The sequence below is a fragment of the Streptomyces sp. NPDC051452 genome, from assembly GCF_044454765.1.
Taxonomy (GTDB): Bacteria; Actinomycetota; Actinomycetes; order Streptomycetales; family Streptomycetaceae; genus Streptomyces.
In genome coordinates this window covers 38,810-58,859 of sequence record NZ_JBITEB010000022.1, presented here as the reverse complement: position 1 = coordinate 58,859, position 20,050 = coordinate 38,810, and the positions used below count along the sequence as shown (strand labels likewise).

Sequence of the window (20,050 nt, the reverse complement as noted above, 5' to 3'; positions counted from 1 at the left end):
CCATGCCCGACCCCTCCCTCCCCCAGACCCGTACGCCCGAGTCCGCGGCGCCTGCACCCGGCCCCGACGGCGGCCGGGGCGTCTCCCGGCGCGCGCTGCTCGGCACCGCGGGTGCCACCGGACTCGTGCTCGGCGCGGCCGGCGGAGCCGCGGGCTACGCCGCCGCGCCCGCCCAGGCCACCCCGTTGACCTCGGTGGGCGCCGACCGGTCGATGTTTCACGGGAAACATCAGCCCGGCATCACCGACGGGCTGCAGGCGCGTGGCCATCTCGTCGCCTTCGACCTGGCGGCGGGCGCGGGCCGCAAAGGGGCGGCGGCCCTGCTGCGCCGCTGGTCGGCGACGGCCGAGCGGCTGATGGCGGGCGAGGCCGCCCCGCACGACGACACCGGCGTGGCCCGGGACGCCGGCCCTTCCTCACTGACGATCACCTTCGGCTTCGGGTACGGCTTCTTCACCAGGACCGGCCTGGAGAAGCAGCGGCCCAGCGCCCTGGCCCCGCTGCCGGACTTCTCCTCCGACCACCTCGACAAGGCGCGCAGCGACGGCGATCTGTGGGTGCAGATCGGCGCGAACGACGCCCTGGTGGCCTTCCACGCCCTGCGCGCGATCCAGAAGGACGCCGGGCAGGCCGCGCGGGTGCGCTGGCAGATGAACGGTTTCAACCGCACTCCGGGTGCCACGGCCCGCCCCATGACGGCCCGCAACCTCATGGGCCAGATCGACGGCACCCGCAATCCCAAGCCGGCCGACGCCGACTTCGACCAGCGGATCTTCGTGCCGTCCTCGGGCGAGCCCGCGTGGATGGCGAACGGCTCCTACGCCGTCGTCCGCCGTATCCGGATGCTCCTGGACGACTGGGAGCGGCTGTCGCTCTCCGCTCAGGAGCAGGTCATCGGCCGCCGCAAGGCCGACGGGGCGCCGCTGTCCGGCGGTGGCGAGTCGACCGCGATGGACCTGGAGAAGACCGACGCCGGGGGCGAGTACGTCGTCCCGCTCAACGCGCACGCCCGGATCACCCGGCCCGACGAGAACGGCGGCGCGGCGATGCTGCGGCGCCCGTTCTCCTACCACGACGGCATCGACGCGGACGGCACGCCGGACGCCGGGCTGCTCTTCGTCTGCTGGCAGGCGGATCCGCTGCGCGGGTTCGTGCCGGTGCAGCGCAAGCTCGACCGGGGGGACGCCCTGTCGAGGTTCATCCGCCACGAGTCCAGCGGTCTGTTCGCCGTGCCCGGCGGGGCGGCGCGGGGCGAATACGTGGGACAGCGGCTCCTGGAGAGCTGATCCGGGTTCAAACCACCCGGTCGAGTGGCTGTCGTGAGACAGAAGGGACGGCGCGTCCTGCCGCCATTAGGGTGAGGGCATGCCAGCGAGCTATGCGTATCTCGGTCCCGAGGGCACCTTCACCGAAGTGGCCCTGCGGACGCTTCCGGAGACGGCCACCCGGGAGCTGATCCCCTACGTGTCGGTGCAGTCCGCGCTGGACGCGGTGCGCGCCGGCGAGGCCGAGGCGGCGTTCGTGCCGATCGAGAACTCCGTCGAGGGCGGTATCACCACCACCCTCGACGAACTGGTCGCGGGCGAACCGCTGATGATCTACCGCGAGGTGCTGCTGTCGATCACCTTCGCTCTGCTGGTCCGGCCGGGCACGAAGCTCGCGGACATCAAGACGGTCTCCGCGCATCCGGCGGCCCAGCCCCAGGTACGCAACTGGCTGCGCCGTCATCTGCCGGACGCCGTCTGGGAGTCGGCCGCCTCCAACGCGGACGCCGCCCGCCAGGTCCAGGAGGGCCGCTACGACGCCGCCTTCGCCGGCGAGTTCGCCGCCGCGCTGTACGGCCTGACGGCCCTGGAGACCGGGATCCACGACGCGGAGAACGCGCAGACCCGGTTCGTGCTGGTCGGCCGCCCCGCCCGGCCCGCCGCGCCGACCGGCGCCGACAAGACCTCGGTGGTGCTGTGGCAGCGCGACGACCACCCCGGCACGCTGCGCGACCTGCTCGGCGAGTTCGTCTCCCGTGGCATCAACCTCATGCTGCTGCAGTCCCGGCCGACGGGGGCCGGTATCGGCAATTACTGCTTCTGCATCGACGCCGAGGGCCATATCTCGGACCGCCGGGTGGCGGAGGCGCTGATGGGGCTGAAGCGGATCTGTCTGCAGGTGCGCTTCCTCGGTTCCTATCCGCGTGCCGACATCGTGCCGGGCGAGGCCCGGCCGACGCCGCCCGGGACGTCGGACGAGGAGTTCGTGGCGGCGGCGGACTGGCTGGCGCGCTGCCAGGACGGCCGTCCCTAGCCGGTCGTACCAGCGGTTCATCGTTATCCACAGAAGTTATCCACAGGTGCCCTTCTCGACCTGGGGACAAGTCGACACAGGAGTGCCACCTGGTCGACAAATCGCCCTCCAGGCCCCAGACGGGACGACCGTCGCATGAGTCACCCTTCGTCCACCTGTTTCCTGCGGTTCATCTCCCAGGGCGACCGTTTTCCACCCGAAAGTGGGTGTCGATGGGGTTTGACCGGGGAATTCTTCCGTCCGTCCACGACGTGCGGAGTGATCAATTCCGAAGTCCACAGACCTTCCACACAGCCTGTGGATAACTTTTCGCGCCGTGTGGATTTCTGTGGACAACGGGATGCCCAAGTCCCTTCCCCGACAAGGGAATCCGGTCAACCGGGCACTTGAGGCGTGCCCCGTCCCAGGGAATGAGACACTTTTCCTTGACACGCTCGGCAATTAGCGCATAACGGAACGTAAGCCGCGAATCCCAACACCCCGGAATAGTGATTCGTGGGCGGCAACCCCGCACCGGTAGCCTTGGCCCCGTGATTGACCTTCGCCTGCTCCGTGAGGACCCCGACCGTGTGCGCGCGTCCCAGCGCGCCCGTGGAGAGGACGTCGCGCTCGTCGACTCCCTCCTGTCTGCCGACGAGCGGCGCAGGTCCTCCGGCGTCCGCTTCGACGAACTGCGCGCCGAGCAGAAGCAGCTCGGCAAGCTGATCCCCAAGGCCTCCGGCGACGAGAAGGCCGAGCTGCTCAAGCGCGCCGAGCAGCTGAAGGCCGAGGTCAAGGCCGCCGACGCCGAGCGCGACGCGGCCGACGCCGAGACCCAGGAACTGCTGCTCCGGCTCGGCAACCTCGTCCACCCCGACGTGCCCGTCGGCGGCGAGGAGGACTTCGTCACGCTGGAGACGCACGGCACCATCCGCGACTTCGGCGCCGAGGGCTTCGAGCCCAAGGACCACCTGGAGCTCGGCCAGCTGCTCGGCGCGATCGACGTCGAGCGCGGCGCCAAGGTCTCCGGCTCCCGCTTCTACTTCCTCACCGGCGTCGGCGCCCTGCTGGAGCTGGCCCTGGTGAACGCGGCGATCGCGCAGGCGACCGCCGCCGGGTTCACGCCCATGCTCACCCCGGCGCTGGTCCGCCCGCAGTCCATGGCGGGCACCGGTTTCCTCGGCCAGGCGGCCCAGGACGTCTACCACCTCGACAAAGACGACCTCTACCTGGTCGGCACCTCCGAGGTCCCGCTGGCGGCCTACCACATGGACGAGATCATCGACGTCGACCGGCTGCCGCTGCGCTACGCGGGCTTCTCGCCCTGCTTCCGCCGCGAGGCCGGCTCGCACGGCAAGGACACCAAGGGCATCTTCCGCGTCCACCAGTTCGACAAGGTGGAGATGTTCACCTACGTCACTCCCGAGGAGTCCGCCGCCGAGCACCAGCGCCTGCTGGCGTGGGAGAAGCAGTGGCTGGAGTCGCTGGAGCTGCCGTTCCGCGTCATCGACGTCGCCACCGGTGACCTCGGCGCGTCCGCCGCCCGCAAGTTCGACTGCGAAGCGTGGATCCCGACCCAGGGCAAGTACCGCGAGCTGACCTCGACCTCGGACTGCACCGAGTTCCAGTCCCGCCGGCTGTCCATCCGCTACCGCGACGGCAAGCAGGTGCGCCCGCTGGCCACCCTCAACGGCACGCTGTGCGCCGTGCCGCGCACCATCGTGGCGATCCTCGAGAACCACCAGCAGGCCGACGGCTCGGTCTGGGTCCCCGAGATCCTGCGCCCGTACCTGGGCGGCCGGGAGGTCCTGGAGCCGGTGTCCCGGTGAGTTTCCCGTACGGGCTGGTCGCCACCGACCTGGACGGAACCCTGCTGCGCTCCGACGAATCGGTCTCGCGGCGCACCCGCGACGCGCTCGCCGCGGCCACGGCGGCGGGCGCCGCGCACATCGTCGTCACCGGCCGGGCCGTTCCCTGGACCCGGCACATCCTGGACGACCTCGGCTACGACGGCCTCGCCGTGTGCGGCCAGGGCGCGCAGGTCTACGACGCCGGGGCGCACCGCCTGCTGACGTCCGTGACCCTGGACCGGCAGCTGGCGGGCGTGGCCCTGGCCAAGATCGAGGCCGAGGTGGGTCCGCTGTACCTGGCGGCCAGCCGGGACGGCCTCGACGGCGAGGTGCTGGTGGGGCCGGGATACGCGGTCACCGGCAAGCTGCCCGCCACGCCGTTCACCGACGCGTCCGACCTGTGGACCGCGCCGCTGAACAAGATCTACGTCCAGCATCCGACCCTGGGCGACGACGAGCTGGCGGAGGCGGCCCGGCAGGCGGCCGGCGGGTTCGTCACGGTGGCCATGGCGGGCGAGGGCATCGTGGAACTGTTGCCCCTCGGGCTGTCCAAGGCCACGGGGCTGTCGCTCGCCGCCCGCCGGCTGGGGCTGAAGGCCGCCGACACGATCGCCTTCGGCGACATGCCCAACGACATCCCGATGTTCGCCTGGGCGTCCCGCGGCGTGGCCATGGCCAACGCCCACCGGGAGCTGAAGACCGTGGCCGACGAGGTGACGGCCTCCAACGAGGAGGACGGCATCGCGGTGGTGCTGGAGCGGTTGCTGGCGTAGCGGCTCCGGGTCCATCGGCGGGTCCATCACCGGGTTGCGGATCCGCCGTGCGGGGTCCTCCAGGTCTCCTGACACCGGGGCGGACGGGCGCGCGGTGGCACCTCACGGCGCCGGGTCACGCGACCTTCCCGTTCCGCCCCGGCTCCTTGCCCCCCCGCGCGGGGCGGTGACAGGGAGGGCGGCCCACGCAAGCGCGGCGCCTGCGTGCTCGAAGCGGCCGCCCCGGGCAGCGCCCGTGGCTCCACGGAGCGGTGACGATCACTCCGGAGCCGGCCTCGGGCCGCCCTGTCGGAAGCCGGGCGCCATGCCGTACGGCACCATCGCCCGCCTCCTCTCCCAGCACGCACACCAGGACGATCCCGGCGAACGGGGCCCCCTCACTCTGCTCCGCCCGCAGGCCTCGACGCCACCGAATAAAGGCGCCGCCCGGCAGTGGACGCACACGGCACCCGCCCGGGAAGGGAAGCCGCTCCCGCCCCGAGAGGGCGCCGCTACCGTCGGCGCCATCTGCGTCTGCGTGCCTTGCTGAAGAACCAGCCCGCCGGTGGCTCGTCGGAGCGCCAGGGGCCGGGCTGTGGTTCCTCGGCACGCCAGCGGGCGGCGAGCATCCGGGCCCGGGCGGACGGTTCGCGGGTCTCGGCGGACCGCACGAAGTCCTCGTCCAGCACCGGCTCGTCCCAGTCGTCGCCCTGCGGTATCTCCTCGGTCATCCACGGCCTCCCAGCCCTGCTTCCGCACGGTCCAGTGTGCCGGGAGGCGGATGAAGCCCCCGTCAGGACCGGGACCTGTCATTCCTCGCCGGCGAGCGTCAGCGTGCGCAGCTTCCGGCCGGCGTACCAGGTGGCGAGCACGGTGACCGCGACCAGCAGCACCACCGCCGTGGGCAACCCGACGTCCGAGGTCACCAGGTCCCCGCCCGTCACCTTGTGGGCGACGGCGAGTGCCCACTGCTGGACGCTCAGGGTGCGGGCGCCGGACACCAGGGAGCCGAACAGGGCCTCCCAGACGAGGGCGTAGACGAGACCGAACACCACCGCGTGCCGGGACACCGTGCCGAGCAGCAGGAACATCGACGCGTAGGCGATCGACGCGACCAGCGCGGCCACCGTGTAGGCGACGGCGATCTGCTGCCCGTTGCCGTTGAGGATGAGGCCCGCGATCAGTGTCGGCAGGGCGGAGAACACCATCGTCACGGCGATCGCCACGATCAGCTTGGTGAAGATGATCGTCGGTCGTTTCACCGGCTTGGCCAGCAGATACACCACCGAGCCGTCGTCGATCTCCGGCCCGATCGCACCGGTGCCTGCGATGACGCCGATGATCGGGACCATCGTGGCGAGAGCGAGCCCGCCGAGCAGGTCGGAGGCGGTCTGGTCGTCGGCTCCCGCGAGGCCGCGGACGACGATGGAGATCGCGATCAGCAGCAGGGGCAGGGCGCCCAGGATGAGGGCCCGGCGACGGCCGAGCAGGGCCCGGTAGGTGAGCCGGGCGACTGTGGGGTCGTACATCTTTTCGGCCTCCTACGCCGTGACCAGGTAAGAGAACACGGACTCGAGGGACTCGTCGGACGGCGAGACCGTGAGCAGCCGGATGCCGTGGTCGCGGGCGACCTTCGGCAGCAGGGCCGTGAAGCGGCCGAAGTCGACGGCCTGGACGCGCAGCGCGCCCTCGGCCTGGTCGACCTCGATGCCGGCCGTGGACGGGTCGGCGATCAGCGCGGCCGCGAGCGCGCGGTCGTCGCTGGAGCGGACCAGATACCGGTGCGGGCGGTCGGTCATCAGACGGCGGATCTTGCGGAAGTCACCGCTGGCCGCGTGCCGGCCGGCGACGACGACCTCGATGTGCCGGGCGAGCTGCTCGACCTCTTCGAGGATGTGGGACGAGAACAGCACGGTGCGGCCCTCGTCGCCCATCCGCCGCAGCAGGTCCATCAGCTGCATGCGCTGGCGCGGGTCCATGCCGTTGAAGGGCTCGTCCAGCAGGAGCAACGACGGGTCGTGCACCAGGGCGCTCGCCATCTTCACGCGCTGGCGCATGCCCTTGGAGTACGTGGAGATCTTCCGGTCCTGCGCGTACTCCATCTCCACCGTGGCGAGGGCCCGCGCGGCCGCCTTGGCGCCCAGGCCGTGCAGCTCGGCGTTGGCGACGACGAACTCCCGGCCGGTGAGGAAGTCGTACATCGCCTCGCGTTCGGGGACGATGCCGATGTGCCGGTAGATGGTCTCGTTGCGCCACACCGGCTGCCCGTCCAGGGTGACCGAGCCGGTGGAGGGGGCCAGGAAGCCGCCCATCATGTTGATCAGGGTGGACTTCCCGGCGCCGTTGGGGCCGAGCAGGCCCGTGACGCCGGGGCCGACGGTCATGCTGATGTCGTTGACGGCGACCACGTTGCCGAACCAGCGGGAGACGTGGTCGATGGAGAGCGTGGTCACAGTCCCACCTTCCGGTAGCGGCGCACGAGGAGGCCGTAGGCGGCGGCGATCAGGCCCAGGACGACGAGGACGTAGACCACGCCCTGCCCGTGCGACGGGCCGGCCGCGCCGGGGAACGCCGAGGTGGCGCCGAGGAACGCGGACTGGACGCCGTCGATGAGCGTGACGGGCGAGAAGAGGCCGATCCAGGGGATGGCGGAGGCGCTGTTCTGCGCCTCCGCGATGGCCTGGAGCGTGGAGACCGCGCCGTAGGAGATGGTCATGACGGCGATGACGGCCGCGATGCCGAAGCCGCGCCGCGGGGTGACCGAGGCGATGACCAGGCCGATTCCGGCGAAGAGCAGCGACAGCAGGATCACGGACACCAGTCCCTGGGCGAATCCCTCGGTCTGGTCGGCGAAGTCGAGCTTGGCGAGCAGCGCGCCGATGTAGAGCACCAGCAGCGGGGCCGCGGTGAGCACGAGCAGCGCGGAGGCAAGCGCCGCGTACTTCGCGCGTACGTAGTCGGCGGTCTCGATCGGCCGCGAGAAGTAGAGCGGCACGGTCTTGAAGCGCAGGTCGCGCGAGACCGACTGGGGCGCCTGCGAGGCGACGTACAGGCTGATGACGGCCTGCATGACGATCGCGTAGCGGGTGTAGTCGAGGGGCAGGTCCTTCGCCTTGGTGGCGACCGCGACGGCGACCATGATGGCCGCGGGCACGCACATCACCACGAACAGCAGCATCGGCAGCACCTTGGACTTGACCGAGCGGCCGAGGCCGTAGGAGCCGCGCAGGGACTGCGAGTAGAGGGAGCGGGTGGCGTAGGAGCGGCCGAGGCGCGGGCCGTCGTAGCCGCGGTAGCCGATGTCGTGGATGCGGGTCTGGTCGCCCGGGGGCGTTGCCAGGGGATGCTCAACCGCCATGTCCGACGGCCTCCTTGCGCTGCTCGTCGCCGGTGGTGAACACCTCGGAGATGTGGTGCCGGCGCTGTTCCATGCGCACCAGGCCGAGTCCCAGGTCGGCGACGAGGTCGCGCACCAGGTCGTACGTCTGTTCGCCCTGCGCGGTGAGCAGCAGGATGTGCCCGGCACCGGGAAGCCCGCTGCTGTCGTGGGTGTCGATCCCGCGCGCGCGGAGCGCCTCACGGACCGCGCGGGTGCCGTCGGGGTGGGTGTCGCTGTCGGTGACCTCGATCGCCAGGGTGGTGGTGGTCTGCGTGAAGTCGGTGGTGGAGCTGGAGCGCAGCAGCTTGCCGCCGTCGACGACGACGACGTGGTCGCAGGTGCGCTCCAGCTCGCCGAGCAGGTGGGAGGTGACCAGCACCGAGATACCGAAGTCGGTGTGGACGCGGCGGATCAGGCCCAGCATCTCGTCCCGGCCGACCGGGTCGAGGCCGTTGGTCGGCTCGTCCAGGAAGACCAGCCGCGGGTCGTGCACCAGCGCCTGGGCCAGCTTCACCCGCTGCTTCATGCCGGTCGAGTAGCCGCCGATTGGGCGGTAGCGCTCCTCGTACAGGCCGACGTGGCGCAGGGTGTCCGCGGTGCGCTCGCGCGCGGCGGCGGGCGGCAGACCGGACATGCGCGCCATGTGGACGACGAACTCGGTGGCCGAGACGTCCGGCGGCAGGCAGTCGTGCTCCGGCATGTACCCGACGCGCTCACGGATGGTGGCGCCCTGGGTGGCGACGTCGAGGCCGAGCACCTCGGCGCGGCCCTCCGTGGCGGGGGACAGACCCAACAGGATCTTGATCAGGGTGGACTTGCCGGCGCCGTTGGCTCCGACGAGTCCGGTCACACCGGGTCCGATGTCCATGGACAGCCGGTCGAGCGCGGTCACCCGGGGGAACCGCTTGCTCAGGCTTTCGGTCGCGATCACAGTCACGTGGACGACAGTAGTGATCCGGACCACCCCGGTCGTCAGACCTCAGAGCCGTCTTCCCATCAGCCTCGAGTATTACGAACCCCTGAGAAGCCCCCTGCAGGGGAGTGAGGGGCGGCCCGCGCGCCGGGCGTCGTCCACAGCCCCCACCCTCCTATTGACGCAGCCTCTAACAACTGTCACATTCACCAGTGTCAAGTTACGGACGCGTACCGCGATCAACGGGACGGGGCGGCATGACGACGGCAGTGAGCAGCGAACCCTCCGTGGAACTGCGGGGGTTCAGGCGGGTGCAACGCCTCGCCTACGAGTGCGCGGAGGCGGTCGCCGCGCGGCTGGAGCCGGGCGTGACCGAGCGCGAGGCCGCGCGGATGCAGCGCGAATGGCTGCGCGAGCGCGGGGTGCGGGACTGGTTCCACCTGCCGTTCGCCTGGTTCGGGGACCGCACGGCGTTCGTGAACTTCCGCGTCCCGCTGCAGTTCTTCCCCACCGACCGCGCGCTGGAGCCCGGGATGCCCTTCATCCTGGACATGGCCCCGGTCTACGAGGGGTGCACGGCCGACATCGGCTACTCGGGCTCGCTCGGCGTCAACCCGGTGCAGGACCGGCTGATGGCCGATCTGGAGGCACACCGGGAATTGATCCTGCGCGAGGTGCGCGAGAAGCGCCCGCTGCGGGAGATCTACGAGGACGTGGACCGGCTCATGGTCCGCCAGGGGTACGCCAACCGGCATCGCGCCTACCCCTTCGGGGTGATCGCCCACAAGGTGGGCCGGGTACGGCAGCGCCGTTTCTCGCCCCACCTCTTCGGCTTCGGCACTCAGTCCCTGAAGGGCCTGGTCTCCGACGCGCTGCACGGCCACCGTGACGGCTGGTCGCCGCTGTGGTCGCCGTACCGCTTCTCCGACCACCCGCCGCGGCCGGGCCTGTGGGCGGTCGAACCACACCTCGGCTTCCGGGGTACGGGCGCGAAGTTCGAGGAGATCCTCGTGGTCACCGACTCCCGGGACCCCGAGGAGAGCGCGTTCTGGCTGGACGACGATCTGCCGCACGTGCGGCGTTGGGCGGAGGACAAGTGACACTGGAAGGCGCGCGCGAGCGCTGGGTGCGGACCGGTGGGGTCGAGCTGTGCGTGGCCGAGCTGGGCGACCCGGAGCAGCCGACCGTGGTGCTGGTGCACGGCTACCCCGACAGCAAGGAGGTGTGGTCGCAGGTCGCCGCCCGTCTGGCGGACCGCTTCCACGTGGTCCTGTACGACGTCCGGGGACACGGCCGTTCCTCGGCGCCCAAACCGCTGCGCGGCGGCTTCACGCTCGCCAAGCTCACCGACGACTTCCTGGCCGTCGCCGACGCGGTCAGCCCTGACCGGCCGGTGCACCTCGTCGGGCACGACTGGGGTTCGGTGCAGTCGTGGGAGTTCGTCACCGTCGGCCGCACCGAGGGTCGTATCGCTTCCTTCACCTCGATGTCCGGGCCGTCCCTGGACCACTTCGGTCACTGGATCGACGCGCGCGTGAAGCGTCCGACGCCCCGCCGGGTCGGCCAGCTCCTCGGCCAGGGAGCCAAGTCCTGGTACGTCTACCTGCTGCACACCCCCGCTCTGCCGGAGCTGGCCTGGCGCGGGCCGCTCGGCAAGCGCTGGCCGAGGATCCTGGAGCGGGTCGAGCAGGTCCCGGGCGGGGACTACCCGACGTCCTCCCTGCCGTCGGACGCGGCACACGGCGCCTGGCTGTACCGGGACAACGTCCGCGCCCGGTTGCGCAGGCCCCGCGCGGACGCCTACGCGCACGCGCCCGTGCAACTCATCACGCCCCAGGGCGACGCGTTCCTCTCGGAGCGTCTCTACGACGACCTGGAGCAGTGGGCACCGCGCCTGACCCGCCGCACGCTCCCGGCCAAGCACTGGATCCCGCGCACCCGCCCCGACCAACTGTCCGCGTGGATCGAGGAATTCGTCATGTCCGTGGAAGGCGGCCGCCCCGCCCCGAAGGCCACCGGCCGCCACGCAGAGCGGTTCGGCGGGCAGTTGGTGCTGGTCACCGGCGCGGGCAGCGGCATCGGCCGGGCGACGGCGTTCGCGTTCGCCGAGGCCGGCGCCCGCGTGGTGGCCGTCGACCGCGACGCGGAGGCGGCGGCCCGCACCGCTGAGCTGTCCCGGCTGGTCGGCGCCCCCGAGGCCTGGGCCGAGACGGCCGACGTCTCCGACGAGCACGCCATGGAGAAGCTCGCGGAGAAGGTCCACCGCGAGTACGGCGTGCTGGACGTGCTGGTCAACAACGCGGGCATCGGTCTGTCGGGCTCCTTCTTCGCCACCACCTCCGAGGACTGGCGCAAGGTCCTCGACGTCAACCTGTGGGGCGTGATCCACGGCTGCCGGCTGTTCGGGGCGCGCATGGCCGAGCGCGGACAAGGCGGCCACATCGTCAACACCGCGTCCGCGGCGGCCTACCAGCCCTCCCGGTCCCTTCCCGCCTACAGCACCTCCAAGGCCGCCGTGCTGATGCTCTCCGAGTGCCTGCGCGCCGAACTCGCCGGTCAGGGAATCGGGGTGAGTGCGATCTGCCCCGGTTTCGTCAACACCAACATCACCTCCACGGCCCGCTTCGCCGGAGTCGACGCGGCCGAGGAGCGGCGTCGGCAGAAGAGCTCGGCCCGCCTGTACGGCATGCGCAACTACCCGCCAGAGAAGGTGGCCTCGGCGATCCTGGACGCGGTGATCCGCAACCGGGCGGTGGTGCCGGTGACGCCGGAGGCCCGGGGCGCCCACCTCATGTCCCGTTTCCTGCCCGGGGCGTTGCGCCGGCTGGCCCGGGTGGAACCCCGGTTGTGAGGGCGCGTGGACCGGGAGGGCAGGCGTGCGCCCGTGCCGACGCGCGGCCCAGTGCCCCTCCCGTCCCCACTCCACCGATCGACCGAGGAACCCGGCCATGACGGACGCCACGCCCCCCAGGTCCTACCGCATCGAAGAACTGGCCCACCGGACCGGCACCACCGTGCGCACCATCCGCGCCTATCAGGACCGAGGCCTCCTCCCGCGCCCCGAACGCCGGGGCCGGGCCAACCTCTACGCACCGGCCCACGTCACCCGGCTCCACCAGATCGCCCACCTCCTCGACCGCGGCTACACCCTCGCCTCGATCAAGGAGCTGCTGGACGCCTGGGACACCGGCCGCGGCCTGGGAGGCGTCCTCGGCCTGGTCACCGAGGTCGAGGGCCCCTGGACGGACGAGCGGCCCGACCGCGTCACCCGCGCCGAACTCGACGCCCGCTTCGGTGGATCCCCCGACGAGGATGCCGTGACCGAGGCGGTCGAACTGGGCGTGCTGGAGCGGATCGACGGCGATCCCGACACCTTCCTCGTACCGAGCCCCCAAGAACTGTCCGTGGCGGTGGAGTTGCACGCTGCCGGGGTGCCGCTGACCGCGATCTCCGCTCATCTGCGGGAGTTGAGGTCGCAGGTGGAGCACATCGCCGCCCGTTTCCTGGAGTTCACCTCGGAACACGTCTTCGCTCGCTATCTGGAGGACCCCGGGCACCGCACCGACGCGCACGCGGCCGAAGCCGCCTCGCTCGTGCGCCGACTGCGCCCTCTCGCCCAGCAGACGGTGGACGCCGAACTCGCCCGCGCCATGAGGGCGTTCGCCACCCGGCACCTGCGGGAGCGGCTGGGCGCCGAAACGCCCGCGACCCAGCGCCAGGACGTCCGCGCCGTCAACCTCCCGACCGACACGATCGAGGCCGTGGAGCGGCTCGTTGGCCAGGAGCACGCCGCACGGTTCATCGCCGTGTCCGCCGAACGCGAGGTGCACGCAAGAACGTTGGACGCCCTCGCTCCACCCGCGCCTGCGGCAGGGGAAGTTCGCGAATCACCTTGAAATGACCGCTGGTTGTCCACACTTTCGCCAACGAGCCTGTGGATAACCCGACTTGGTTGTGGATCAAACCTACGCACGAAAAACAACCTGCGTGATCCATGTCTCTGCCGCACGCTGGAGGCATGGACGAAAGACGCACCGTCAAGGTGTCCAAGTATCTCTCCAGACACCTGCGCCACCAACCGGAGCGCATCGGTCTCACACCGGACTCGGGCGGCTGGGTGGAGATCGGGGCGCTGATCGCCGCGGCCGGCGCGCACGGATTCCCGTTCACCCGCGAGGAACTGGACCGGGTGGTGGCCGCCAACGACAAACAGCGCTTCGTGATCGACGGCACCCGGATCCGCGCCAGCCAGGGCCACAGCATCGAGGTGGACCTGGGGCTTCCCCCGGTGACCCCGCCGCCGTACCTCTTCCACGGAACCGTGGCCCGTAGCCTGGACGCGATCCGGGCCGAGGGCCTCAAGCCCATGAACCGGCACGACGTCCATCTCTCGGCCGACCGGGAGACCGCCACCCGTGTCGGCGCCCGGCGCGGGCGTCCCGTGGTACTCGGCGTCGACGCCGGCGCCATGCACCGCGACGGCCACGTCTTCCACGTCAGCGCCAACGGAGTCTGGCTGACGAAGGCGGTACCCCCGCGCTACCTGCGCTTTCCCGGCCCCACTGACGACGGGCGCTGACCCACGGGTCATGATCGGCGGTATGGACCGCTCGCCCGGACATCTGCCGACCACCGAGGCCGCCGTCACCGTCCTGCGCTCACTCGCCGCGCACTACGCGCGCGAGATCGAGGTGAGCCACGACATCGGCGCCGACCGGACCTCCCGCCGCGCCGCCGCGGGCACCGGTGTGACCACGGACCCGGACGGCTCCCTGCCGCACGAGGCGTACGTCGAGTTCGGCGGCGTGCCCCGGGTGTCCGTGCGCCTCTACCCGGAGGGCGACGCGCTGATCACCGTCGAGAACGTGGAATGCCCCGACATCCCGCGCGACGACGTGCCCGCCTTCCTGCGCTCCGTCTTCGAAGGCCTCGCGCACGTCACGACCCGCCGCTTCCCGCCCGGCTACCGCCTGGTCGTCCCGCTGCCCGGCGATCGCGCCCACAAGGAACACGTCCCCGGCTTCCTGCTCGGCCCGTGGCTGAGCGGCCGCGTACGGTGACCACCCCGCCGCCTCTCCGGCCCCCCGTGCGGTGGCCGTTTCTCCCCCTGTCCGGGTCCGTTTACGCTCGGACGCATGAGTCTGCGCCTGAGCACCGTGATCCTGCCGTACCGCCGCTGGAACGAAGGTGGCCGCTCGGCCTGGACACGGGCCGAAGAGCTCGGCTTCCACACCGCGTACACCTACGACCACCTGTCCTGGCGCACCTTCCGTGACGGCCCGTGGTTCGGCGCGATCCCGACACTGACCGCCGCCGCGTCCGTCACCGACCGGCTCCGGCTCGGCACCCTGGTCACCTCGCCCAACTTCCGGCACCCGGTGACGCTCGCCAAGGAACTGATCTCCCTCGACGACGTCTCCGGCGGCCGGGTCACCCTGGGCATCGGCGCCGGTGGCACGGGCTTCGACGCCACCGCCCTCGGCCAGGAGCCCTGGAGCCCGCGTGAGCGCGCCGACCGGCTCGCCGAGTTCGTGCCGCTGCTCGACCGGCTCCTCACCGAGGACGCGGTGTCCTTCACGGGCCGGTACTACTCGGCGCACGAGGCCCGCAACATCCCCGGCTGTGTCCAGCGGCCCCGGCTGCCGTTCGCGGTGGCGGCCACCGGGCCGCGCGGCCTCGCGCTCGCCGCCCGGCACGGCCAGGCATGGGTGACCACCGGCGACCCGAAGCTCTACGAGACCGGGACGCCGGAGCAGTCCGTGGAAGCCCTGCGCGGACAGGTCGGCAAGCTGACCCAGGCGTGCGAGGCCGTCGGACGGGACGTGGCGGAACTGGACAAGATCCTGCTCACCGGATTCACCCCGGACCGCGGCCGGCCACTGGAGTCCCTTGACGCCTTCGTGGACTTCGCCGGCCGGCACCGGGAGCTGGGCTTCACCGAGATCGTGCTCCACTGGCCCATCCCGGACTCCGACTTCGCGGCGGACCAGAAGGTGTTCGAGCGGATCGCCCTGGAGGCCCTCGCCGAACTGGGCTGAGCGGGCGCGGAACCGGGCGGAGTCCTACCGAACCGGGCGGAGGCGCGGCTCCGTCCGGCCCGGGCGCGTTGCGCCGCCCCGCGCCCAGGGTCATCTATGTCTCATACGTGCGGACTCCCGCCCGACCGTGCAGGCATATGCGCGAGAATGACCGGGTGACCTCAGCGACCAGACAGCCCGGGACCCCTGCCGCCGCCACACCCGCGCGGCTGATCGCCACCGACCTCGACGGCACGCTGCTGCGCGACGACAAGTCGGTCTCCCCCCGGACGGTCGCCGCACTGGCCGCCGCCGAGGAGGCCGGTATCGAAGTCTTCTTCGTCACCGGCCGCCCGGCCCGCTGGATGGACGTCGTCAGCGACCATGTCCACGGCCACGGACTGGCGATCTGCGGCAACGGCGCCGCCGTGGTCGACCTGCACGGCGGCCCCGGCGCCCACCGCTTCGTCAAGGTGCGTGAACTGACCCGGCGCAACGCCCTGGACGCCGTACGGCTGTTGCGCGAGGCGGCGCCCGGCACGATGTTCGCGGTGGAGCAGACATACGGCTTCCACCAAGAGCCGGACTATCCCAAGCTGCACCTGGAGAAGCCCGACCACCTCCAGCCGGCCGAGAAGCTGCTCGCGCCCGACGGCCCGGACGCCGACCAGCCCGTGCTCAAGATCCTGGCCTTCCACCCCACTCTCGACCCCGACGCCTTCCTCACGCTCGCCCGCCTGGCGGTCGGCGACCACGCCACCGTCACCCGTTCCAGCCCCAGCGCCCTGCTGGAACTCAGCGGCCCCGGCGTCTCCAAGGCCAGCACCCTCGCCCTGTGCTGCGCCGAGCGCGGCATCTCGCACGATCAGGTCGTGGCCTTCGGCGACATGCCCAACGACGTCGAGATGCTCACCTGGGCCGGCCGGTCGTACGCGATGGGCAACGCCCACCCGGACGTCCTCGCCGCCGCGTCGGGACGCACGGTCGCCAACAACGACGACGGCGTGGCGGTCGTGATCGAGCAGCTGCTCGCGGAGCACGGCTAGCGGCCGTGGGCGGATGACCGTGGCGGGCGACGGCACGCAGTCGGTGGGCCGGTCGCCCTCCTCGGCGACGCCTCCGATCGCCGCCTACCGCGCGCCCCGCCAGGTCGGCGTCGCCCCCAGAGGGCAATGGGCCCTGTTCATCCGAAACAGCGAACAGCCGACGGCCGCTTCAGCGCGCTCCCACGAGCGACTCCGCCGCCGCCTCCCGTCGCGCCATCGCCCGCACCGGGCCGTCCACCGCGACCAGTTCCGCGTACGGGCCCCGCTGCACCACCCGGCCCGCCTCCAGTGCGATCACCTCGTCGACCACGTCCAGTCCGGCCAGCCGATGGGTGATGAGCAGCGTCGTACGACCCCGGGTGGCGGCCAGCAGATCGGCGGTGAGCGCGTCGGCCGTCGCCAGATCCAGATGCTCGGCCGGTTCGTCGAGCACCAGGACCGGAAAGTCGGCCAGCAGCGCACGGGCCAGCGCCAGCCGCTGCCGCTGACCGCCGGACATCCGGGCACCGTGCTCGCCCACGAGCGTGTCCAGCCCGTCGGGCAGCCCCTCCACCCAGTCCAGCAAACGGGCCCGGGCCAGCGCGCCGCGCAGATCGGCCTCGGTGGCATCCTTCCTGGCCAGCAGCAGGTTCTCGCGCACCGAGCTGTCGAAGAGGTGCGCGTCCTGTGCGCACAGCCCGACGAGCCGCCGTACGTCGTCACCGGCCAGCTCGCACGCGTCCACACCGGCGAGCGTGTAGGAGCCCGCCTCCGGGTCGAGGAAGCGCAGCAGCACCTGGGCGAGGGTCGTCTTGCCGGCGCCCGACGTACCGACGACGGCGATCCGGCGTCCCCGCTCCAAGGTGAGGTCGAGGCCGGTCAGCGCCGTGTCCGGCCGCCCCTCATAGCGTGCGGTCAGTTCCCTGACCACCAGCGGGAACGGCGAGGCGGGTACCTGCCGGGGCCGCTCGGGCTCGGCCACGGGCTCCGGGGCGTCCAGGACCTCGTACACGCGCTCCGCGCTCCGCCGTACCCGCTGCCGGTAGCGCACGGCGAGCGGCAGCCCCAAGACGGCCTCGAAGACGGCGAGCGGGGTGAGGACGACCACCGCCATGGCCACGCCGCCGAGCCGGCCGGCCGCCACCGCCTGGGCGCCGAACAGCGCGGTGGCCGTGACGGTCAGGCCGGAGATCAGCGCGGTGAGCCCGTCCCCGAGCGCGGTGACGGCGGCGCCGCGGGTGGCGATGCGGGTGAGGACACCGTCGGCCCGCCGCGCGGCGTCGGTACGGGACGGCAGCGCACCCGCGACGGTCAGCTCGGCGGTGCCGGTGAGGAGGTCGGCCACACGGGTCGCCAACGCGCCGCGGGCCGGCGCCAGCCGCCGCTCGGCCTGCCGGGCCGCGGTCGCGGTCACCAGCGGGACACCGACTCCGGCCGCCACGAGCCCTATGGCGAGAGCTGCCCCCGCCTCGGGCAGCAGCCAGGCCGTGAAGCCGACGGAGGCGACGGACACGGCCACGGCGACACCGGCGGGCAGCAGCCAGCGCAGCCAGTAGTCCTGTAGCGCGTCCACGTCGGCTACCAGCCTGGTGAGCAGGTCCCCGCGGCGGGTGGTGCGCAACCCGGCCGGTGCGAGGCGTTCCAGGCGGCGGTAGACCGCCACCCGGGTGTCGGCCAGCATCCGCAGCACGGCGTCGTGCGACACCAGCCGCTCGGCGTAGCGGAAGACGGCCCGCCCGATTCCGAACGCCCGCGTCGCCGTCACGGCCACCATCAGATACAGCACCGGCGGCTGCTGCGAGGCCCGCGAGATGAGCCAGCCCGAGGTGGCCATCAGCCCGACGGCGCTGCCGAGCGCCAGGGCACCGAGCAGCAACGCCAGCAGAAGCCGCCCTCGCCGCTGCCCGGCAACCCCCCGAACCCTGCCCAGCACCCGGGGCCGCGCCCGGCCCCCCGAAACGCTCTCGCCGCGACCCCCCGACCGAGCCTTCCGCGGCCCATCGCCCGGCGGGCCTGGCCGAGCCGCCTCCACTCCACCTTCCCGTCGGCCGAGTCGGGCCTCGGAGAGGCGAGGGCCGGAGTCCAGGGGACGGGAGTCCAGGGGGTGGAGTTCCCCGGTGGGCCGAGCATCGCCCGGGTGCCCCACCGCCTCGGTGCCCTCCAGCCGTACCACCCGGTCCGCCACCTCCAGCAGGGCCGGCCGGTGCACCACCAGCAACACCGTCCGCCCCACCGCGAGCCGCCGCACCGCCGCCACGACCTCGGCCTCCGTCACCCCGTCCAGCGAGGCCGTCGGCTCGTCCAGCAACAGCACGGGCCGGTCCGCGAGAAAGGCCCGGGCGAGTGCGAGCCGCTGCCGCTGCCCTGCCGACAGACCCGCCCCGTCCTCCCCGAGCACCGTGCCGGCACCGCCGGGCAGGGCGTCCACGAAGTCCAGCGCTCCCGCGTCCCGAAGCGCCCGACGTACGGCGGTGTCGTCCGCGTCGGGCCGGGCCAGCCGCACGTTCTCCGCGATGGTCCCCGCGTACAGGTGGGGCCGCTGCGGTACCCACGCGATCCGTGAGTGCCACTCCGCGAGGTCGAGCCCGGCGAGATCGGCGCCCCCGATCCGCACCCGGCCCTCGGCGGGCCGTACGAATCCCAGCAGTACGTCCAGCAGCGTCGACTTGCCCACGCCACTGGGTCCGACGAGCGCCACGGTCTCCCCGGGCTCGACGCTGAAGGACACATCGGCCACCGCATCCACCGAGCGACCCGGGTAGCGGACGGTGATCCCCTCGAACGACATCCCACCCACGGCCGCGGGCAACGCCCCGGTACCGGACGCCGGAACCGGCGTCTCCAGCACGGTGAAGATCTCCTCCGCGGCAGCGAGCCCCTCGGCCGCCGCGTGATACTGCGCACCCACCTGCCGCAACGGCAGATAGGCCTCGGGCGCCAGCACCAGGACCACCAGGCCGACAGAGAGGTCCATGTCGCCGTGGACGAGCCGCATACCGATCGTCACGGCGACCAGCGCGACCGACAGCGTGGCCAGCAACTCCAGGGCGAAGGAGGAGAGAAAGGCGATACGCAGAGTCCGCAGCGTGGCTTGGCGGTACTCGCCGGTGATCCGGCGGATCGACTCGGCCTGCGCCTTGGCCCGACCGAACACCTTCAGCGTGGGCAGGCCCGCGACGACGTCCAGGAAGTGGCCGGACAGCCGGGAGAGCAACCGCCACTGCCGGTCCATCCGGGACTGGGTCGCCCAGCCGATCAGCATCATGAAGAGCGGGATCAGCGGCAGCGTACCGACGATGATCGCCGCCGACACCCAGTCCTCGGTGACGATCCGCGCCAGCACCGCCACCGGCACGACGACCGCGAGGCCCAACTGGGGAAGGTAGCGGGAGAAGTAGTCGTCCAGGGCGTCCACACCGCGCGTGGCCAGGGTGATCAGGGAGCCGGTCCGCTGTCCGCTCAGCCATCCGGGACCCAGCGCGCCCGCATGGTCCACAAGCCGTCCCCGCAGCTCCGACTTCACCGCCGCGCTCGCGCGGTGCGCGGCAAGCTCGGTGAGCCACGCCACCACCGACCGGCCCACGGCCACGGCCGCCAGCAGGAGCAGGAGAGTACGCAGGTCGGCGACCGACTGCCCGCGCTGGAAGGCTCCGACGACGACGTCGGCGATGAGCATCGCCTGGGCGATGAGAAGCCCCGAGCCGACGGCGCCCAGACCGATGACGGCCGCCAGGAAGAGCCGGGTGGCGCGGGCGTACCGCAGAAGGCGTGGATCGATTGGTTTCACGTGAAACATGCCCTTCGGTCCAGAGGGTGTGTTTCACGTGAAACACACCC

Annotated in this window: 17 protein-coding genes; 11 read left to right on the top strand and 6 right to left on the bottom strand. The window is 71.9% G+C overall.

Going from position 1 to position 20,050, the window contains the following annotated elements; genetic code table 11:
* Positions 1 to 2: 2 nt before the first annotated feature.
* The 4 genes from efeB (at position 3) to ACIBA9_RS34790 (ending at position 4,900) form a co-directional block, all read left to right on the top strand.
* Positions 3 to 1,286, top strand: a complete 1,284-nt coding sequence (efeB, locus tag ACIBA9_RS34805) for an iron uptake transporter deferrochelatase/peroxidase subunit (RefSeq protein WP_399369338.1) — start codon at positions 3 to 5, stop codon at positions 1,284 to 1,286.
* A gap of 79 nt (positions 1,287 to 1,365) precedes the next feature.
* The gene (gene pheA / locus ACIBA9_RS34800; protein ID WP_399369336.1) at positions 1,366 to 2,298 is read left to right on the top strand and encodes a prephenate dehydratase; all 933 of its coding nucleotides are present in this window, start codon (positions 1,366 to 1,368) and stop codon (positions 2,296 to 2,298) included.
* A 530-nt stretch (positions 2,299 to 2,828) separates the two neighbouring features.
* Complete coding sequence (serS, locus tag ACIBA9_RS34795) at positions 2,829 to 4,106, top strand: serine--tRNA ligase (RefSeq protein WP_362149776.1); 1,278 nt, start codon at positions 2,829 to 2,831, stop codon at positions 4,104 to 4,106.
* Positions 4,103 to 4,900 (top strand): HAD family hydrolase, encoded by a 798-nt coding sequence (locus tag ACIBA9_RS34790; RefSeq protein ID WP_362149777.1) that lies wholly within the window; start codon positions 4,103 to 4,105, stop codon positions 4,898 to 4,900. Before serS ends, ACIBA9_RS34790 begins: the two co-directional genes overlap by 4 nt.
* A 491-nt stretch (positions 4,901 to 5,391) precedes the next feature.
* Here the strand turns inward: ACIBA9_RS34790 and ACIBA9_RS34785 are convergent, their stop codons facing one another.
* The 5 genes from ACIBA9_RS34785 to ACIBA9_RS34765 form a co-directional block, all read right to left on the bottom strand.
* Positions 5,392 to 5,610, bottom strand: coding sequence for a hypothetical protein (locus ACIBA9_RS34785; protein ID WP_399369333.1), 219 nt, complete (start codon positions 5,608 to 5,610; stop codon positions 5,392 to 5,394).
* Positions 5,611 to 5,688: 78 nt separating this feature from the next.
* On the bottom strand, positions 5,689 to 6,408 hold the full coding sequence (locus ACIBA9_RS34780; protein ID WP_393900906.1) for an ABC transporter permease subunit: 720 nt from the start codon (positions 6,406 to 6,408) through the stop codon (positions 5,689 to 5,691).
* Positions 6,409 to 6,420: 12 nt separating this feature from the next.
* Positions 6,421 to 7,332 carry an ABC transporter ATP-binding protein gene (locus ACIBA9_RS34775; RefSeq protein WP_393900905.1) on the bottom strand — a complete coding sequence of 304 codons (912 nt, stop codon included), beginning with the start codon at positions 7,330 to 7,332 and terminating at the stop codon, positions 6,421 to 6,423.
* On the bottom strand, positions 7,329 to 8,237 hold the full coding sequence (locus ACIBA9_RS34770) for an ABC transporter permease (RefSeq protein ID WP_399369330.1): 909 nt from the start codon (positions 8,235 to 8,237) through the stop codon (positions 7,329 to 7,331). Before ACIBA9_RS34770 ends, ACIBA9_RS34775 begins: the two co-directional genes overlap by 4 nt.
* The gene (locus ACIBA9_RS34765) at positions 8,227 to 9,189 is read right to left on the bottom strand and encodes an ABC transporter ATP-binding protein (RefSeq protein ID WP_362150432.1); all 963 of its coding nucleotides are present in this window, start codon (positions 9,187 to 9,189) and stop codon (positions 8,227 to 8,229) included. Before ACIBA9_RS34765 ends, ACIBA9_RS34770 begins: the two co-directional genes overlap by 11 nt.
* Positions 9,190 to 9,428: 239 nt before the next feature.
* Here ACIBA9_RS34765 and ACIBA9_RS34760 point away from each other — a divergent pair, with 239 nt between their 5' ends.
* The 7 genes from ACIBA9_RS34760 (at position 9,429) to ACIBA9_RS34730 (ending at position 16,234) form a co-directional block, all read left to right on the top strand.
* On the top strand, positions 9,429 to 10,271 hold the full coding sequence (locus tag ACIBA9_RS34760) for a M24 family metallopeptidase (protein ID WP_362149782.1): 843 nt from the start codon (positions 9,429 to 9,431) through the stop codon (positions 10,269 to 10,271).
* The gene (locus ACIBA9_RS34755) at positions 10,268 to 12,022 is read left to right on the top strand and encodes an SDR family oxidoreductase (RefSeq protein ID WP_362149783.1); all 1,755 of its coding nucleotides are present in this window, start codon (positions 10,268 to 10,270) and stop codon (positions 12,020 to 12,022) included. Before ACIBA9_RS34760 ends, ACIBA9_RS34755 begins: the two co-directional genes overlap by 4 nt.
* Before the next feature lie 97 nt (positions 12,023 to 12,119).
* Positions 12,120 to 13,067, top strand: coding sequence for a MerR family transcriptional regulator (locus tag ACIBA9_RS34750; RefSeq protein ID WP_399369328.1), 948 nt, complete (start codon positions 12,120 to 12,122; stop codon positions 13,065 to 13,067).
* A gap of 122 nt (positions 13,068 to 13,189) precedes the next feature.
* The gene (locus ACIBA9_RS34745) at positions 13,190 to 13,750 is read left to right on the top strand and encodes an RNA 2'-phosphotransferase (protein ID WP_399369326.1); all 561 of its coding nucleotides are present in this window, start codon (positions 13,190 to 13,192) and stop codon (positions 13,748 to 13,750) included.
* Positions 13,751 to 13,760: 10 nt separating this feature from the next.
* Positions 13,761 to 14,231: a hypothetical protein gene (locus ACIBA9_RS34740; RefSeq protein ID WP_399369323.1), complete on the top strand. Its 471-nt coding sequence runs from the start codon at positions 13,761 to 13,763 to the stop codon at positions 14,229 to 14,231.
* 75 nt (positions 14,232 to 14,306) lie between these two features.
* Positions 14,307 to 15,209: an LLM class flavin-dependent oxidoreductase gene (locus ACIBA9_RS34735; protein ID WP_362149787.1), complete on the top strand. Its 903-nt coding sequence runs from the start codon at positions 14,307 to 14,309 to the stop codon at positions 15,207 to 15,209.
* Between the two features lie 155 nt (positions 15,210 to 15,364).
* Entirely contained in the window at positions 15,365 to 16,234 is an 870-nt protein-coding gene (locus tag ACIBA9_RS34730) for a Cof-type HAD-IIB family hydrolase (protein ID WP_399369321.1), read from the top strand.
* A gap of 169 nt (positions 16,235 to 16,403) precedes the next feature.
* Here ACIBA9_RS34730 and cydD read toward each other — a convergent pair whose 3' ends face one another.
* Positions 16,404 to 20,000, bottom strand: a complete 3,597-nt coding sequence (gene cydD, locus ACIBA9_RS34725; protein WP_399369319.1) for a thiol reductant ABC exporter subunit CydD — start codon at positions 19,998 to 20,000, stop codon at positions 16,404 to 16,406.
* Between the last annotated feature and the right edge of the window lie 50 nt (positions 20,001 to 20,050).

Excerpts from the sequence above, each read along its gene's own strand:
- ACIBA9_RS34740 (WP_399369323.1), top strand. The coding sequence starts at position 13,761 with ATGATCGGCGGTATGGACCGCTCGCCCGGACATCTGCCGACCACCGAG.
- ACIBA9_RS34745 (WP_399369326.1), top strand. The coding sequence starts at position 13,190 with ATGGACGAAAGACGCACCGTCAAGGTGTCCAAGTATCTCTCCAGACAC.
- ACIBA9_RS34760 (WP_362149782.1), top strand. The coding sequence starts at position 9,429 with ATGACGACGGCAGTGAGCAGCGAACCCTCCGTGGAACTGCGGGGGTTC.
- ACIBA9_RS34750 (WP_399369328.1), top strand. The coding sequence starts at position 12,120 with ATGACGGACGCCACGCCCCCCAGGTCCTACCGCATCGAAGAACTGGCC.
- pheA (WP_399369336.1), top strand. The coding sequence starts at position 1,366 with ATGCCAGCGAGCTATGCGTATCTCGGTCCCGAGGGCACCTTCACCGAA.
- ACIBA9_RS34735 (WP_362149787.1), top strand. The coding sequence starts at position 14,307 with ATGAGTCTGCGCCTGAGCACCGTGATCCTGCCGTACCGCCGCTGGAAC.
- ACIBA9_RS34785 (WP_399369333.1), bottom strand. The coding sequence starts at position 5,610 with ATGACCGAGGAGATACCGCAGGGCGACGACTGGGACGAGCCGGTGCTG.
- ACIBA9_RS34770 (WP_399369330.1), bottom strand. The coding sequence starts at position 8,237 with ATGGCGGTTGAGCATCCCCTGGCAACGCCCCCGGGCGACCAGACCCGC.
- efeB (WP_399369338.1), top strand. The coding sequence starts at position 3 with ATGCCCGACCCCTCCCTCCCCCAGACCCGTACGCCCGAGTCCGCGGCG.
- ACIBA9_RS34780 (WP_393900906.1), bottom strand. The coding sequence starts at position 6,408 with ATGTACGACCCCACAGTCGCCCGGCTCACCTACCGGGCCCTGCTCGGC.